General features: G+C 73.1%; 11 protein-coding genes. 6 read left to right on the top strand and 5 right to left on the bottom strand.

Translation table 11 applies throughout. The features are described 5' to 3' along the window. Positions 1 to 25 precede the first annotated feature (25 nt). A complete protein-coding gene (locus tag ACMCNO_RS33250) occupies positions 26 to 1,306 on the top strand; it encodes a serine/threonine-protein kinase (RefSeq protein WP_412753355.1) in 1,281 nt (426 codons plus the stop codon). Positions 1,307 to 1,342: 36 nt separating this feature from the next. On the opposite strand, the gene ACMCNO_RS33245 is transcribed toward ACMCNO_RS33250, so the two are convergent. The 3 genes from ACMCNO_RS33245 to ACMCNO_RS33235 form a co-directional block, all read right to left on the bottom strand. Continuing rightward, positions 1,343 to 3,349 (bottom strand): biotin carboxylase N-terminal domain-containing protein, encoded by a 2,007-nt coding sequence (locus ACMCNO_RS33245; RefSeq protein ID WP_412753354.1) that lies wholly within the window; start codon positions 3,347 to 3,349, stop codon positions 1,343 to 1,345. 11 nt (positions 3,350 to 3,360) lie between these two features. Continuing rightward, positions 3,361 to 4,827: a carboxyl transferase domain-containing protein gene (locus tag ACMCNO_RS33240; protein ID WP_412753353.1), complete on the bottom strand. Its 1,467-nt coding sequence runs from the start codon at positions 4,825 to 4,827 to the stop codon at positions 3,361 to 3,363. Positions 4,828 to 5,120: 293 nt separating this feature from the next. Next, positions 5,121 to 5,798 (bottom strand): Crp/Fnr family transcriptional regulator, encoded by a 678-nt coding sequence (locus tag ACMCNO_RS33235; protein WP_130509547.1) that lies wholly within the window; start codon positions 5,796 to 5,798, stop codon positions 5,121 to 5,123. A gap of 245 nt (positions 5,799 to 6,043) precedes the next feature. On the opposite strand from ACMCNO_RS33235, the gene ACMCNO_RS33230 reads away from it, so the two are divergent. The 5 genes from ACMCNO_RS33230 to ACMCNO_RS33210 all read left to right on the top strand — a co-directional run bounded on the left by ACMCNO_RS33230 (position 6,044) and on the right by ACMCNO_RS33210 (position 10,726). Next, positions 6,044 to 7,237, top strand: coding sequence for a CapA family protein (locus tag ACMCNO_RS33230; RefSeq protein ID WP_412753352.1), 1,194 nt, complete (start codon positions 6,044 to 6,046; stop codon positions 7,235 to 7,237). Between the two features lie 91 nt (positions 7,238 to 7,328). Beyond that, positions 7,329 to 8,123 (top strand): endonuclease III, encoded by a 795-nt coding sequence (gene nth, locus ACMCNO_RS33225; protein WP_412753904.1) that lies wholly within the window; start codon positions 7,329 to 7,331, stop codon positions 8,121 to 8,123. A 68-nt stretch (positions 8,124 to 8,191) separates the two neighbouring features. Next, a complete protein-coding gene (locus ACMCNO_RS33220; RefSeq protein WP_412753903.1) occupies positions 8,192 to 8,845 on the top strand; it encodes a TlpA family protein disulfide reductase in 654 nt (217 codons plus the stop codon). Further along, positions 8,842 to 9,516 carry an NUDIX hydrolase gene (locus tag ACMCNO_RS33215; protein ID WP_412753351.1) on the top strand — a complete coding sequence of 225 codons (675 nt, stop codon included), beginning with the start codon at positions 8,842 to 8,844 and terminating at the stop codon, positions 9,514 to 9,516. The genes ACMCNO_RS33220 and ACMCNO_RS33215 overlap by 4 nt, the downstream gene beginning before the upstream one ends. 31 nt (positions 9,517 to 9,547) lie before the next feature. Beyond that, positions 9,548 to 10,726: a MarP family serine protease gene (locus ACMCNO_RS33210; protein ID WP_412753350.1), complete on the top strand. Its 1,179-nt coding sequence runs from the start codon at positions 9,548 to 9,550 to the stop codon at positions 10,724 to 10,726. A gap of 76 nt (positions 10,727 to 10,802) precedes the next feature. On the opposite strand, the gene mycP is transcribed toward ACMCNO_RS33210, so the two are convergent. Together mycP and eccCa are read right to left on the bottom strand one after the other, a co-directional pair. Continuing rightward, a complete protein-coding gene (mycP, locus tag ACMCNO_RS33205) occupies positions 10,803 to 12,068 on the bottom strand; it encodes a type VII secretion-associated serine protease mycosin (RefSeq protein ID WP_412753349.1) in 1,266 nt (421 codons plus the stop codon). A 232-nt stretch (positions 12,069 to 12,300) separates the two neighbouring features. Beyond that, complete coding sequence (gene eccCa, locus ACMCNO_RS33200) at positions 12,301 to 16,275, bottom strand: type VII secretion protein EccCa (RefSeq protein ID WP_412753348.1); 3,975 nt, start codon at positions 16,273 to 16,275, stop codon at positions 12,301 to 12,303. Between the last annotated feature and the right edge of the window lie 103 nt (positions 16,276 to 16,378).

The following is a 16,378-nucleotide window of genomic DNA, read 5'->3' as shown; positions in this document are numbered from 1 at the left end:
CACCGGCTGGCGTATTTTCTTATCCGTGACGGAGACCGCGCCTGGGGCCCTGCCCACGCCGTACGTGCCAGGCATGTCCGGTTTGTCGGTCATGGCGCGCGGCGGGTACGCGACCGTGTACCGGGCCACCCAGGACTCCGTAGGGCGCGACGTCGCCATCAAGATGGAGAACCGCACCCTGGACAGCCACCGTGACCAGGCACGATTCCTGCGCGAGGCGCGGGCGGCCGGGCGGATGTCGTCGCACCCGCACGTGGTCGACCTGTTCGACGTCGGGGTGACCGTCGACCAGCACCCGTACCTGATCATGGAGCTGTGCGACGGGTCGTACCTCGACCGGATGCGGGTCTCCCCGCTCGGCCCGGCCGAGACCCGCGACGTCGGGGTGAAGATCGCCGACGCGCTGGTGCACTCGCACGCCAACGGCGTGCTGCACCGCGACGTCAAGCCCGCCAACATCCTGTACTCGCAGTTCAACTCCGCCGTGCTGGCCGACTTCGGGCTGGCCGTGTTGGGCGAGATGCGCGACTCGTCGGTCACCCTGGAGGTGCTCACCCCCGCGTACGCCCCGCCGGAGATGTTCCGGCAGGACACCCCGTCCGGGGCGGTCGACGTGTACTCGCTGTGCGCCACCCTGTACGCGATGATGCGCGGGCGGCCGCCGCGCTGGGAGACCGACCGCAGCCCCAGCCTGATCACCCTCATGGAGATGTTCGACCGGCCCATCCCGGAGCTGCCCGGGGTGCCCCGGGAGCTGATCGACGTGCTGCGCTACGGCATGGCCAGCGACCCCCGCGCCCGTCCCACCGCCGAGCAACTGCGCAACCTGCTGGTCGGCCTGCACCTGCCCCCGGGCGCGGAGCATTGGCCGTACGCCGTGGGCGGCCCCGGGGCGTCCAGTCTGTACTTCTCGGGAGGCTTCGTGCCGGCCCGGCCGGGACCGTCGACGCAGCCGCGGCCGGTTCCCCCGGCGTCGCCGACCCGTGACCTGCCCGACAACACCCCGACCGAGCACACCGGGGAGCCCAAGCGGGCCAAGCGCAAGTGGTTGTTCGGCGGTTTCGGCCTGTTCCTGCTGCTGACAGGGCCTGTCACGGGGCTGGCGCTGCCGTCGCGGCCCCCGGTGCGCGCGGTTGCGGGCCGGATGTCCACCGCGGACCACCGACCCGAACCCGGGCGGGACCTCCCCGTGCCGACCAGCGCCCAGGCGCCGTGGGCCGCGACGCTGCCCGGCATCGGCGGGCCCGGCATCGGCGGGCCCGGCATCGGCGGGCCCGGCATCGGCGGGCCCGGCGCAGCTCACTGAGCCGGGTTGATCAACGGACGGGCCCGTCCGTGCCGGCTACTCCGGGTCGAGCACCGCCAGCAACTCGCCGGTGTCCACCTCCGCGCCCGGCTGCACCGGCAGGGAGGCGACCACCCCGGCGGACGGGGCGTGCACGGGATGCTCCAGCTTCATCGCCTCCAGCGTGAGCAGCAGCTCACCGGCGCGGACCCGCTGGCCGGGCACGACCAGCACGCGGCGGACCGCGCCCGGCAGCGGGGCGATCAGCGACCCCTCCGCGGTGTCCAGGGCGGGTAGCGGGAACCGGGACAACTCCCGCAGGGTGACCGAGCCCTCGGGGCTGTCCACGTACGACACGTCGCCGACGCGGTGCACCCCGAACGTGAGGCGGATGCCGCTGACGTCCAGGATCACCCGGGTGCCGTCGGCGTGCACCACCGCGGTCGGCGGGTGGTCGTCGATCGTCGGCGCCTGCCCGAGCCCGGCCAGGTCCAGCTCCTCGGGGTCCACGGCCCGCACCCACCAGCCGGCCAGCTCGCCCTGGCGGTTCATCCGGTAGCCGACCTCGACCGGTCCGGCGGGGCCGTCGTACACCGCGGTCTGCGAGCCGGAGGGCACGTTGCGCCAGCCGGACGGCAGCGAGGCCAGCACGGGGGCGGTCGCGCGCCGGGCTGCCGCCCCGGCCAGCGTCGCGGCCAGGCAGGACACGCGGACGGCGTCCACGCTGGACAGCAGTGGCGCGAAGACCTCGGGGTGCCGGTCCAGGAATCCGGTGTCGGTGTCCCCGGCCCGGAACGACTGGTGGCGCAGCACCCGGACCAGCAGATCCCGGTTGGAGACCACGCCGTGCAGCTGGGAGCGGGTCAGCGCGGAGGCCAGCATCCGGGCCGCCTCCTGCCGGGTCGGCGCCCAGGCGACCAGCTTCGCCAGCATCGAGTCCCGGTGCACCCCGACCACCGAGCCGTCCGCCACCCCGGAGTCCAGCCGCAGGCCGGGCTGCGACAGCGGCCGGAACGAGCCCGCCACGTCCGGCACGGCGAAACGGTGCAGGGTGCCGGTCGCGGGCAGCCACGCGTACGCGGGGTCCTCCGCGCAGATGCGCACCTCGATGGCGTGCCCGCGGATCGGCGGGGGACCGGGCATCGGCAGGGTGCCGCCCTCGGAGACCAGCAGTTGCAGGCGGACCAGGTCGTAGCCGGAGACGCACTCGGTGACCGCGTGCTGCACCTGCAGGCTGGGGGTCAGCTCCAGGAACCAGAACCCGCCCTCGGCGTCCAGCAGGAACTCGACGCTGCCCGCGCCCACGTACCCGATGGCCCGGACCGCGATGATCGCGGCCCGGCACAGCTCCTCGCGCAGCGCCGGGTCGACCGCGGGGGACGGGGTCTCCTCGACGATGTTCTGGTAGCGGCGCTGCACGGAACACTCCCGCTCGCCGAACGGCACCACGGCCCCGTGCACGTCCGCGAAGACCGGGATCTCGATGTGCCGGGCGTCCTCCACGTACGGTTCGCAGAAGACCTCGCCGCCCGCCTCCTGCCGGGCCGCCGCGACCGCCTCGGCCAGCGTCACCGGGTCGCGCAGCACCCGCATCCCGCGGCCGCCGTCGGCCGCGGTCGGCTTGATCAGTACGGGAAACTGGGTGACCGCCGCCGGATCCGTCTCGGTCGGCAGGACCGGCACCCCCGCCTCGGCCACGATCTTCTTCGTCTCGATCTTGCTGTGCAGCACGCAGAGGGTCTTCGGGGGTGCGCCGACCCAGATCATGCCCGCCTCGGTCACCGCCGCCGCGAACTGTGGATCCTCCGCGAGCGTGCCGTTACCCGGGTACAGGGCGTTCGCGCCGGAGCGCTGGGCGGCGGCGATGAGCACGTCGCCGCGCTGGTAGGTGGACGACGGAGTGCTGCCCGGCAGGTGGACCGCGTAGTCCGCCTCGGAGACATAGGGGGCGTCGGAGTCGGCGTCGGTGTAGACGGCCACCGTCTCGATTCCGACCAGGCGGCAGGTGGCGAACACCCGGCGGGCGATCTCACCCGGGCTGGCCACCAGAAGACGTCGGATCACAGCTTCGCCTTTCAGGGTCGGAAGACACCCACGTGCTCGGCACCCTCGACGGCCGCGCTGTGCACGGCCGAGAGGCAGAGGCCGAGCACCGTACGGGTGTCGCGGGGGTCGATGACGCCGTCGTCCGGAAGCTTCCCGACCGGGTACGGGGCGGGCCCGGACGCCTCGTCGGCCCGTTCGACCGGCCAGCTGAACAGGAACCGGGGCTCGTACGCCCGGCCGTAGATGCCGCCCGCCTCCGCGGCGGGAGTCCCGCCGATCATGAGGGTGAGGTGCGGGACCGTGGACTTGGCCACCGCGTGCACCAGTGGGGCGCCGTGCCGCACGTCGGCCGCCTCGTTCGGTTCGGCTGCCGGCGCGGCGCCGGTGTACTGCAGGAACAGCAGCGAGGTGGCGGTCGCGTTGGCCAGCTGGATGAAATGCACCGCCTTCTGGGTCTCAGCAGGTGAGAACGCCTGCCCCAGGTTGGCCAGCACCCCGACCGGGTAGCCGTGCAGCTCACCCCAGCCGGTCACCAGCGCGGTGCCCTGGGTCGGCTTGAACTCGTCGAAGTCGCTGTCGTCGAGGATGCGGGCCAGCACCTCGCGCGGCTCGAACGCGGTGGCCGGGTCGGCCGCCGCCATCGTCAGCAGGTCCTCGGGGTCGTGCCGGGGCGGCAGCGGGGGCGCGGTGCGCGGTCCCGGGCCGCGCTTGCGCCAGTTGAACCGGCGTACGCACTGGCGGGCCAGCCGCAGCCCGTCCCGCTCGTCCTCGGCGAGCTGGTCGGCGGGGCCGGTGACCCCGGCGGGCACCGTGGGGGTGCTGCGTACCTCGGGGGCGGGGCGGCCGTTCGGGCCGGCCGCCCGGGCGGGTTGCGGGTGGATGGTGAGCACCTTCGCGTGCCCGCGCACCATGATCGTGTAGTCGGACAGGGCCGGAAGATAGGCCGCGTCGCCGTTGGTCGCACCGAACACCACGCAGACCGTGGGCACCCGGTCCACGGTGAGCTGGCTCAGGTCGCGGGCGATGGCCCCGCCCGGCGGCGGCCCGGCGGGTGCGGCCGCCCCGGTCGACTCCACCAGGTTGATCAGGGGCAGGCGGTTGACCGAGGCGATCCGGGCCGCCCGCCGGATCTTCTCCACCGTGTACGGGTTGACCGCACCGCCCTCGACGGTCGGGTCGTTCGCGACGATCACGCACTCGACGCCCTCGACCACACCGATGCCGGTGACCACGCTCGCGCCGACCGGGAACTCGGAGCCCCACGCCGCCACGGGCGACAGCTCCAGGAACGGGCTGTCCTGGTCCAGCAGCATCTCGACCCGTTCACGGGGCAGCAGCTTGCCGCGGGCGTGGTGCCGGGTGACGGACTTCTCGCCGCCCCCGGCGCGCGCCTCCTCGAGCGCGGCCTCCAGCTCGGTCAGGCGCTGCAGCATGGCGCTGCGGCTCTCCAGGTATGCGGGATTGCGCGGGTCGATCGCGCTGTCCAGCACGGTCATGGCGCCACCCCACCGCGTGCCGCGCCGCCCCCCACCGTCTCCAAAGCCCGCGCCCTCTCGCCGTCCTGATCGCCTCTCGACCACCTCCGTAACGAGCGGCCGACCGGGTGCGACACGGATCTCGGGCGGGGCTGCTTCCCGGCCCGCTCAGGGGTCCGCGGAAAACGCGAAACCACCGCCCGCCGGGACGCCGTCGGGCGGTCCGCGGCGACGACGGGATCGCCGGTGGAGACGCTGAAGGGCCGCCTGGACGGGCGGCCCTTCAGAGGTGGATCAGCAGGTCGGCGGCGAGGTCAGACGCGGGCGCGGCGGGCGAGCCGCTCCGGGTCGAGGATGATCACGCTTTTGCCGTCGAGGCGCAGCCAGGCGCGGGAGGCGAAGTCGGCGAGCGCCTTGTTCACCGTCTCGCGGGAGGCGCCGACGAGCTGCGCCAGCTCCTCCTGGGTCAGGTCGTGGGTGACCCGCAGGACGCCGCCGTCTCGGGTGCCGAACCGGCCCGCCATCTGGAGCAGGTTCTTCGCCACCCGGCCGGGCACGTCCGTGAAGATCAGGTCGGCGAGGGCGTCGTTGGTGCGGCGCAGGCGGCGGGCCAGCACGCGCAGCAGCTGCTCGGCGATCTCGGGCCGGTTGTTCAGCCAGGGGCGCAGCGAGGACTTCTTGAGCCGGGCCAGGCGACTGTCCGTCACCGCGGTGGCCGTGGCTGTCCGCGGACCGGGGTCGAACAGCGACAACTCACCGAGCATGTCCGACGGGCCCATGATCGAGACCAGGTTCTGCCGGCCGTCGGCGGCCCGGCGACCCAGCTTGATCTTGCCGGAGAGCACGATGTACAGGCTGTCACCGGCCTCGCCCTCGTTGAAGACGATGTCGCCCTTACGGACCTCGATCGTGTCCATCTCCTTGGCGAGCGCCTCAGCGGCCTCCGGGTCCACACCCTGGAAGATCCCGCTGCGAGCCAGTACTTCATCCATCGCCGCACCTCCGAATGCGCCACGCCTGCGCTCGACCAGTCTAGGCGCACGCGTACGGGAAACAGGGGAGCACCCCTTGATCTAGATCCGCAGCGTAACCGGTCCGGCGGGCGACCGGTATTTCGTCGCTCCCAGCGACCGGCCGGGGACCGACCGAGGGACCGACCAGGCGACCGACGGGGCCACCGACGAAGGACCGAACGGACGTCGTGGCCGGTTGCTTCCCGACAGTATCGTCGCCGTCGATGAATGCCCACCCCCCGCCGCGCAACGGGCTGTTCGGTCGCCCGGTCCTCACCCTCACCATCGTGGTCGCCGCGCTGATCGGCGCCGGCCTCGGCGGCGTCGCCCTGGCCGGCCGCAACGCCGCGACCGACACGCCCCGCTGGCAGCAGCCGGCCGCCGCCGCCTCACCGACCGGCACCAGGCAGGCCAAACCAAGCACCAAGCCCGCCAGCCCGGCCGCCGACGGGACCATCACCCTGTCCGCCACGGGCGACATCATCATGGGCGGCGCCCCGAACCGGCTGCCCGCGAACGGCGGCGACGGCTTCTTCGACTCCGTCGCCGAGGGGCTCAAGTCGGATCTGGTCATGGGCAACCTGGAGCAGCCGCTGACCGGGGACACCGGGGTCAGCAAATGCGGCATTCCGCCGCGCCCCAAGTGCTTCGCGTTCCGCGCGCCCCCGGAGTACTCCCAGCACCTCAAGGAGGCCGGGTTCCAGCTGCTCAACACGGCCAACAACCACTCCAAGGACTTCGGCGCGGCGGGGTACCGCAACACCGTCGCGGCCCTGGAGCAGGCCGGGCTGCGGCACACCGGCGCCGAGGACGAGATCACCGTCGTGGACGTCAAGGGGGTCTCGGTCGCGGTCGTGGGCTTCTCCCCGTACGCGGGGGCGAACAACCTCAACGACCTCGACCACTCCCGCGCGGTGATCCGGCAGGCCAAGGAGAAGGCCGACCTGGTCGTGGTGCAGGTGCACATGGGCGCCGAAGGTTCCAACAGGAACCATGTCAAGCCGGGCAACGAGTTGTTCTTCGGAGAGAACCGGGGCGATCCGATCGCCTTCTCCCACGCGGTGATCGACGCCGGGGCGGACGTGGTCATCGGGCACGGCCCGCACGTGCTGCGCGGGATGGAGTTCTACAAGGGCAAGCTGATCGCGTACAGCCTGGGCAACTTCGCCGGGGGCGGGAAGACCCTGTCCAGCTCCGGGGTGCTCAAGTACGCCGGAATCCTGCACGTCACGCTCGGTGCGGACGGCCGTTTCGCGGGCGGGACCTTCCTGTCCACGTACCTGAACGGGGTGGGTGTGCCCACCCGGGACAGCGCGAACGAGCGCGGCCGCAAGCTGGTCGCGCAGCTGTCCGCGGACGACTTCGCCGACACCGGGGCGCGGATCTCCGACGACGGTGCGATCACGCCGCCCGCCTGACGGTACGTGCACCGACGCTGTCGGTGCTGCGACGTACTCTTGCACCGTGACTCGTCCGCCCGCCGCCCCCGCCGTCCCCGGGCCGGCCGTTCTGGTGCGGTCCGCCAAACGGTTCGCGAACGAGACCCCGATCGGACGCAAACGGCGGGCCAGACGGATGGCAAAGGTCCTCGCCGAGACCCACCCGGACGCCCACTGCGAGCTCGACTTCACCACCCCGCTGGAGCTGGCGGTCGCCACGATCCTCTCCGCCCAGACCACCGACGTACGGGTCAACGAGGTCACCCCGGTCCTGTTCCGCCGCTTCCGCACCGCGGCCGACTACGCCGCGGGCGACCGGCCGGAGCTGGAGGAGATCCTGCGCCCGACCGGCTTCTTCCGGGCCAAGACGGATTCCCTCATCAAGCTGGGCGAGGCGTTGACCGAGCGGCACGGCGGCGTCCTGCCCCGCACGCTCGACGAGCTGGTCGCCCTGCCCGGCATCGGCCGCAAGACCGCGAACGTCATTCTGGGCAACGCGTTCGGGGTGCCCGGCATCACGGTCGACACCCACCTACGCCGCCTGGCGAACCGCTTCGGCTGGGTCGCCGAGGAGGATCCGGTCAAGATCGAATTCCAGGTCGCCGACCTGATCGAGAAGCGCGACTGGACGATGATGTCGCACCGGGTCATCTTCCACGGGCGCCGGGTGTGCCACGCCCGCAAGCCCGCCTGCGGCGCCTGCACCCTGGCCCCCTCCTGCCCGGCGTACGGCACCGGACCGACCGAGGCCGCGGCCGCCGCGCGCCTGCTGAAGGGCCCACGGGCCCGCGACCTGGCAGCCCAGGCCGGTGTGGATCCGGAGCTGGTCCCGGCCGCGGCCATCGTCACGCCGGAGGCGCCGTGACCGCGGTCGGCCGGGCACGCTGGGCGGGCCGGCTGGTCGCTACGCTCGCGCCCACGCTGACCACCTCGCTGGCGCTGACCACCTCGTTGGCGCTGACCACCTCGCTGGCGCTGGCGGCCTGCACCGCCGACGGGCGCTCCGCGGCGTCGCAGAGCGGGCCGTCACCGTTCGCGGACTGTGCCGCGCTGGCCGCGCCGCCGCAGTCCGGCGCTCCGTCGGTGGCCGCGGGGGCGCCGTCCGGCGCGGCCTCGGCCTCGGGAGCGGCCGCGGGCGGCCGGCTGCAGTCGGGCGGGTCCTCCGGTGGTGCGACGCTGCCCGACCTGGAGTTGCCGTGCTTCACCGGGGGCGCACCGGTGAAACTCGCCGGTCTGCGGGGCCCTGCGGTGGTCAACCTGTGGGCGTCCTGGTGCGAGCCGTGCCGCACGGAGCTGCCCGCCATGCAGCGTCTCGCCGAGAAGTCCGCGGGCCGGCTCACGGTCGTGGGCGTCGACACCGGCGATGACCGGGACGCGGCGGCCGAGTTCGCCGCGGACCATCGCGTGACCCTGCCCACCCTGTACGACCGGGACCGGACGCTGATCACCGCCCTGGGCCGTACCACGCTGCCCGTGACGGTCTTCGTCGACGCGCAGGGACGGGCGCGCGTCGAGCCGCTGCCCCTGGACCAGGACCGGCTCACCGCGCATGTGCGCGACTGGATCGGTGTGACGGTGGCGCCGTGACCGCGCTGCCGGACTGGTTCGAGCCGCTGCTGTCGCGCGTCACCACCAGCCGTACCGAGGACTTCACGCCGATCCGGCCGCCCGCCACCGGCGGGCGGCCCAGCGCCGTGCTGGTGCTGCTCGGCGAGAGCGCCCCGGGCGCGCCCGACCTGCTCGTCCTGCAGCGGGCCGCGACCATGCGCAACCACGCCGGACAGCCCGCGTTCCCGGGCGGCGCGGCCGACCCGGCCGACCGCGACCCGGCGCACACCGCGCTGCGGGAGGCCAACGAGGAGGTCGGCCTGGACCCTGCGACGGCCACCGTGCTCGCCATGCTCCCCCCGCTGTACATCCCGGTCAGCTCGTTCCTGGTGACCCCGGTGCTGGCCTGGTGGCATGCGCCGCATCCGGTGCATCCGCGCCAGCCCGACGAGGTGGCGCACGTGGCCCGGCTGCCCGTGGCCGAGCTGGTCGACCCCGCCAACCGGATCCGGGTCCGCCACCCCAGCGGGTGGGTCGGGCCGGCGTTCCAGGCCCGCGGGATGCTCGTCTGGGGCTTCACCGCCGGGGTCATCTCGGCGCTGCTCGACATGGCCGGATGGTCCCGGCCGTGGCAGCCCGGGCGGCTCGTGGAGTTGCCCGCCCCGGCCCCGGCCACCCCGGGCGGCGCGTCGGACGAGGTGGTTTCATGAACGCCTGGAATCCCACTTCTACGCTGAGCGGGTGCACGTGGTCGATGGAATCCTGATCCTGCTGATGCTGATCTTCGCGATCAGCGGCTACCGGCAGGGTTTCGTCGTCGGTGCCCTGTCCTTCGGTGGCTTCTTCAGCGGGGCTCTGATCGGGTTGCAGATCGGGCCGCTGATCGCCGACCAGTTCGCCAGCGGGGCGACCCGGGTCGTGGTCTCGCTGGTGTCCATTTTCGCCCTCGCGGTGCTGGGGCAGACGCTGGCCGGATGGTTCGGCACCCGGCTGCGGCGTTCCATCGCCAGCCGCCCGTTGCAGCGCGTCGACGACGCCGGCGGCGCGGTGGTGTCGCTGGTCGCGGTGCTGCTGGTGGCGTGGCTGGTGGCGGTGCCGCTGGGTTCCTCGTCGCTGCCCTGGCTCAATCGCGAGGTCCGCAGCAGCGCGGTGCTCGGCGGCGTCAACAAGCTGATGCCGGAGCAGGCGCAGGCGCTGTCGTCGGCGCTGCGGCAGACCCTGGACACCAACGGCTTCCCGGACGTCTTCGGCGGCCTCGCCCGCACGGAGGCCCGTGAGGTCGCGGCGCCCGATCCGGCACTGGCGAACTCTCAGATCGTGTCGAACGCCCGGCGCTCGGTCCTCAAGGTGCTGGGCACGGCCCCGAGCTGCTCGCGGCGCATCGAGGGATCCGGATTCGTGTACGCGCCCGAGCGCGTCATGACCAACGCCCACGTCGTCGCCGGCACCCGCGACGTCCAGGTGGAGACCCCGCGCGGCCGGCTCGACGCCACCGTGGTGGTCTACGACCCGAAGCGCGACCTCGCGGTCCTCTACGTGCCGGGGCTGACCGCGCAGGTGATGCCGTTCGTGCAGAAGGCGGCGGGCACCGGGTCCAGCGCGATCGTGCTCGGCTTTCCGCTCGACGGGCCGTACAACGCGCAGTCGGCCCGGGTTCGCGAGGTCAGCCGGATCACCGGCCCGGACATCTACGACTCCGCCGATGTGACCCGGGAGATCTACACGATCCGTGCGCTGGTGCGCAGCGGTAACTCGGGAGGCCCGCTCGTCGCGCCGAACGGCCGGGTGATGGGCGTCATCTTCGCCGCCGCGGCCGACGACCGCAACGTCGGCTTCGCACTGACCGCGGCCGAGGCGTCCGGCACGGCGCGGCTCGGCCAGGAACGCACCCGCAGGGTCCGCACCGGCGACTGCGCCTGACGCCGTTCCCGCCCCGGGCCGGCGTGGTCACGGGCGGCTCAGGTGGACGGCTGCTCGCCCCGACCCGCTCGACCGGTCAGGTGACGTTGGCGAAGCGGCGCAGCATGGCCAGGCCGACCAGCACCGACACCAGGAACAGGGCCCCCGCCGCCCACCAGCCGCGCTCGGAATGCGTGGCGGCGGACTGATCCGGCATCGCGGCCCCCGCGTTGGCCCCCGGAACCAGAGCGCCCGTGGTGCCGGGCCCGTCGTCCGGGGCCGACTGCGCCTGCCCCGACGCGGGCGCACTGCCGAACCGGGAGACACCCGGGTCTGGGGTGTTATCCAGCGGGTTGTTCGCCACCCACGGCACCTCGGCGGTCAGCGCCGCGGCCGGATCCACCATCCCGAAGCCGTACATCGTGTCGCGGCCGGGCGCGCCGCGGTCCTTCGCGGTCCGGATGATCCGGTTGATCACCTCTGCGGCGGACATCGTGGGCCAGCGGGAACGGATCAGCGCCGCCGTCGCGGACACCATCGGCGCGGCGAAGCTGGTGCCCTGCACCCGCCAGTACCCGTCCGGCCGGGCACCGACGAGATGGGTGGCCGGGGCGCTCACCACGGTCTCCTTGCCTGTGATGGAGCCGGACCAGAGCACATTGCCGTCGCGTTCCATGCCGGCGACCGCGATGACCCCGGGCTCGCGGGCCGGATACCAGACCCCGCTGGAGGGCGAGGCGCTCGCGTTCCCGGTGCAGGCCACCACGACGACGTCCTTGGCGAACGCGTAGTCCAGCGCGGCCGCCAGCGCGGCGCTCGCGCCGTTGCCGCCGAGGGACAGGTTGATGACCCGGGCGCCGTGGTCGACCGCCCAGCGCACCCCCTTGGCGACGATCATCGCGTCGTCGTACCGGTTCTCCTCGTCCAGGACCCGGACGGGCAGGATCTTCGCCTTCGGTGCGATGCCGACGACCCCGGCGGCGTCGTCGTGGCCGGCGATGATGGCCGACACCGTGGTGCCGTGGCCGACCAGGTCGGTGTCGCCGTCACCGCGCGGATCGACCAGGTCCAGCCCGGGCAGCACCTGCCCGGCCAGGTCGACGTGCCGGGCGTCCACGCCGGAGTCGACGACCGCGACCGTCACACCCTGGCCCGTCGCGTACGTCCACGCGTTCGCCACGTTCAGTGTCTTGAGATGCCACTGCTCGTCCCGGACGGAGTCGCCGTGCCACGGGGCGGGGGTCTCCAGCGGATGACCGACCTCGGTGGTCGCCGCCCATGCCGGGGCCACACAGGTGCCCGCGGTGACGAGACCGGCCAGGGCCGCGGCGACGATCCGCCGCAGCGACCGCCGGGCGCTCACCAAAGGGCACCCCCGGCCGGAGGCGGGCAGCGGTCGTCGCCGCTGGGGTGCGGCTCTACCGCGTCGCGCCGGGGCCGGCGGGACGCGCGCAGTCGCGAACTCGTAGCGCTCACAGGTCGGCGTCGCCATTCTGATGATGGACGGTCGATGCAGGGAGATTACTCCGATTCAGCGTCTTGTCGTGGGGGGTCCTTCCATGCATTCGCACCGGATGTACGTCGTCACCGTGCGATCACGACGGCGGCAGGTGCGAGAGCTGGACCAGTCGTACCCCCTCCCGCCTGGTCAGCAGCCGCCCGCGACCCGGCGGCATGGCGGTCGGCTTGACCGGGCCGAGCAGGGCGCCCTCGTCCGCCGGGCCGGACATCACCAGGCCGGGCGCGGACAGTTCGCGCAGGCGCTGGATGACCGGGTCGTACAGTGCCCGGCTGGCACCACCCGCGCGGCGGGTGACGATCAGGTGCAGGCCGACGTCGCGGGCCTGCGGCAGGTACTCCAGCAGCGGCTGCAGCGGGTTCGTCGGCCCGGCCGCCACCAGGTCGTAGTCGTCGACCAGGACGAACAGCTCCGGACCCTGCCACCACGAGCGGTCCCGCAGCTGCTGGGCGGTCACCTCGGGGCCGGGCAGGCGCCGCTCCATGTAGCCGGCCACGGATTCCATCAGGTCCTGCGTCTTCTGCGCCTGGATGCCGTACCCGATGCGGTGGTCGGTCTCCGGCAGGTCCATCAGGCTGCGGCGGTAGTCGACCAGGATGATCCGGGCCTCCTCCGGGGTGAACCGGCGCATCACGGTCGTCGCCAGAGCCCGCAGGAACGACGACTTGCCGCACTCGGCGTCGCCGAACAGCAGGAAGTGCGGGTCGGTCGCGAAGTCGATGTCGACCGGCTGCAGGTCCGCCTCGGAGATGCCGATCGGCAACCGCAGCCCGGAGCTGCGGAACACGTCCAGCTCCGCGTACGGCAGGTCGGACGGCAGCAGCCGGACCCGCGGGGCCACCGGCCCACGCCAGTTCGTGGCGATCGCCTTGACCAGGGCACCCGTGTCGCCGAGGGTGTTCACCTCGGGGCGCACCGTCAGCAGGTGCAGGCTCTTGTTCTTGTCCGTGGGGTGCTCGATGATGCCGCGGCCGGGCCGCTCCGGCACCCCGGCGGCCGCCCGGCGGTTGATCATCGAGTCGGTCGGGTCGCCGAGACGCAGCTCCAGCCGGGATCCGAACAGGTCACGGATCGCCGGGCGGAAGTCCATCCAGCGCGTCGCGGTGGCCACGATGTGGATGCCGTACGACAGGCCGCGGGTGGCGATGTCGGTGATGACCGGTTCCAGCTCCTCATAGTCCTTACGCAGGGTGGCCCAGCCGTCCACGATGAGGAACACGTCGCCGAACGGGTCGGTATCGGCACCCGTGCCCAGCGCGTTCGCCCGCCGCCGCCGGTACGAGGCCATCGAGTCGATGCCCAGCTCCGCGAAGCGCTGCTCCCGCTCGGCCAGCAGGGTGAGCATCTCGCCGGCCGTCCGGCGCACCCCGACCGCGTCCAGTCGCCCGGACACGCCGCCGACGTGCGGCAGGTCCCGCAGTGTGCCCAGCGAGCCGCCGCCGAAGTCGAGACAGTAGATCTGCACCTCGGCCGGGGTGTGGGTGAGCGCGAGCCCGCAGACGAGCGAGCGCAGCGCGGTGGACTTGCCGCTCAGCGTGCTGCCCACGACCGCCACGTGCCCCGCGGCACCGGCCAGCGGCAGCCACATGACGTCGCGGATCTGCTCGCGCGGCTTGTCGATGAGCGCGATCGGCACCTGCAACGCGCCGTGCAGCTCAGGATTGGCGAACGCCAGCCCGCGCACCGGGTCGGCGGTGACCGGGCCGAGCAGCTCGTCGAGCGCGGCGGACTGGTTCAGCGGCGGCAGCCACACCTGGTGCGCGGGCGGACCCTGGCCGTTGAGGCGGTCCACCATGATGTCCAGCAGGCTCTCCCCGGCCGGGATCTCCTCCGGCTTCGGCTGGGCGGCCACGACCGGCTTGGGCGCGGGCACGTAGTGCGTCGAGTACGGCAGGATCTCCGGCGGGGAGCCGTCACCGGTGGCGCCCGGTCCGCGCGCGCCGGTCTGGCGGAACGCCCCGGACACGTACGCGGCCTTGAACCGCACCAGCGGCTCCGTGCCGAACTTCAGGTAGCCGTGCCCGGGGGAGCGGGGCAGCTCGTACGCGTCGGGGACGCCGAGCACCGCCCGGGACTCCAGCGCCGAGAAGGTCCGCAGACCGATCCGGTACGACAGGTGGGTGTCGAGCCCGCGCAGCCGCCCCTCCTCGAGGCGCTGGCTGGCCAGCAGCAGGTGCACGCCCAGCGAACGGCCCAGCCGTCCGATCTGGACGAACAGGTCGATGAAGTCCGGCTTGGCGGACAGCAGCTCGGAGAACTCGTCGCAGACCACCAGCAGCGAGGGCAGCGGGGGCAGCGCGGCCCCACCGGTCCGGGCCTTCTCGTAATCGCGCAGGCTGGCGTAGTTGCCCGCCTTGCGCAGCAGCTCCTGCCGCCGGACCAGCTCACCGTCGATCGCGTCCACCATGCGGTCGACCAGCGGCAGCTCGTCCGCGAGGTTGGTGATGACCGCGGCGGTGTGCGGCAGCCGGTCCAGTGAGGCGAACGTCGCACCGCCCTTGAAGTCGACCAGGACGAAGTTCAGCGACTCGGACGAATGGGTGGTGGCCAGCGCCAGCACGAGCGTACGCAGAAGCTCTGATTTGCCGGAACCGGTGGCGCCGATCAGCAGGCCGTGCGGACCCATGCCGTCCTGGGCGGACTCCTTGAGGTCCAGCTCGACCGGGCCGCCGTCCGCACCCATGCCGATCGGCACCCGCAGCCGGTCCCGGTTGGGCCGGGGCAGCCAGCTCTGCGCCACGCTGAACGTGTCCGGGTCGGCGATGCCGAGCAGCTCGGCCAGCCCCATCTCGGCGGCCAGCGGAGTGTCGGACGACTTGGACATGGCCGCCAGCCGCAGCGGGGACAGCCGCCGGGCCACCGCCTCCGCCTGCTCCTCGGTCAGCCGGTCCGGGGTGCCGACGTCGGCGGCCGAATCCATCGCGTACGTGTGCAGCTCGGGCTGAGCGCCCGCGGCGGTGCGCACCTCGAGCACCAGCAGCGAGCGGTCCAGCAGCCGGGGCGGCTGCTCGTCCAGATCGAGCACGGTGACGCCGTCGATGCCGTCGTCGAGCTGGGTGGCGCCCTTGAGGTCCGCGCCGTCCAGCACGATCACCACGTGCGGGCCGGTGTTGCTGCCACCGGCCGGGTTGAACCGGTGCCGGCTGCCGATCACATCCTCGAGCAGCTTCTCCAGGTCGGGGCCGGAGCTGGCGACCAGGCGCACCGGGCCGAGCGCATCCGTCCGGGACGGGTGCAGGTTGTGCGGCAGCCACTTCACCCACTCCCAGGCCGCCCGGCGTTCCGGCCCGGCACACACCGCGATGATCAGATCGTCCGGCGCGTGGAACACCCCGAGCTGGGTGAGCACCGCGCGGGTCAGGGCGCGGGCGTCCGCCTCGGCGCCGGGCCCGTGCCCGCGCAGGAAGACCCGCGCGAAGCCGCGCAGCGACACCGCCACCGGCAGGTCCGGCACCACCGAGTACGCGTCCAGGAAGCGGCGCAGCGCCCCCGCGGTCATCGGCTCCAGATCCTCCAGCGGCCGGGTCACCGGCGGCACCAGGGGCGTGGCCAGGGTCTGCGGGCCGACCGCCAGCCGCACCACGCCGAAGTCGGAATCGTTGGGGCGGCGCTCCCACACCCGGTGGCTGCCCGCGGTCGACCACAGCTGCGTCGGGTCCGGGTGCCGGTAGTACAGACCGGTGCGCTGCTTGCCCGCGGTCTCCCGGACCCGGCGGCGCAGCCCGGCGAGGTGGCGCAGGTACTCGCGGCGGGCGGCCATCATCTCCGCCTTCTTCGGCGAGCCGTTGCTGCCGAGCGAGGTGGCCATCATCGCCACGGACGAGACGCCGAACAGGCCACCCACCACGTACGAGAAGGCTCCGCCCTTGCCCTGGCTCATCATCATCGCCATCGCGACGGAGCCGCCCAGCATGGGCAGCGCCATCAGAGCCTGCTGCCAGCGGCCCCCGGTGGCCTGCGGGATCTCCGGTGGCGCGTCGACCGCCAGCTCACCCGTCGGGATCTCCGGCGCCGGACGCCGGGCACCCCGCTTGATCACCACCGTGCTCATCTGTGCAGACAGTCCCTTCGCCCCGTCCGCGGCCGGTCACCGGGCACCGCGGTCGGCCCATGGTAGGTAAAGTGCCCTCCGTTCCGCAGCCCTCGGCCGCACC

This window comes from Krasilnikovia sp. M28-CT-15, from assembly GCF_047159595.1.
Taxonomy (GTDB): domain Bacteria; phylum Actinomycetota; class Actinomycetes; order Mycobacteriales; family Micromonosporaceae; genus Actinoplanes.
Note: the sequence above shows the minus strand (reverse complement) of the source record. Positions and strands in the feature narration are given on the sequence as shown.

Excerpts from the sequence above, each read along its gene's own strand:
- ACMCNO_RS33240 (WP_412753353.1), bottom strand. The coding sequence starts at position 4,827 with ATGACCGTGCTGGACAGCGCGATCGACCCGCGCAATCCCGCATACCTG.
- ACMCNO_RS33235 (WP_130509547.1), bottom strand. The coding sequence starts at position 5,798 with ATGGATGAAGTACTGGCTCGCAGCGGGATCTTCCAGGGTGTGGACCCG.
- ACMCNO_RS33230 (WP_412753352.1), top strand. The coding sequence starts at position 6,044 with ATGAATGCCCACCCCCCGCCGCGCAACGGGCTGTTCGGTCGCCCGGTC.
- eccCa (WP_412753348.1), bottom strand. The coding sequence starts at position 16,275 with ATGAGCACGGTGGTGATCAAGCGGGGTGCCCGGCGTCCGGCGCCGGAG.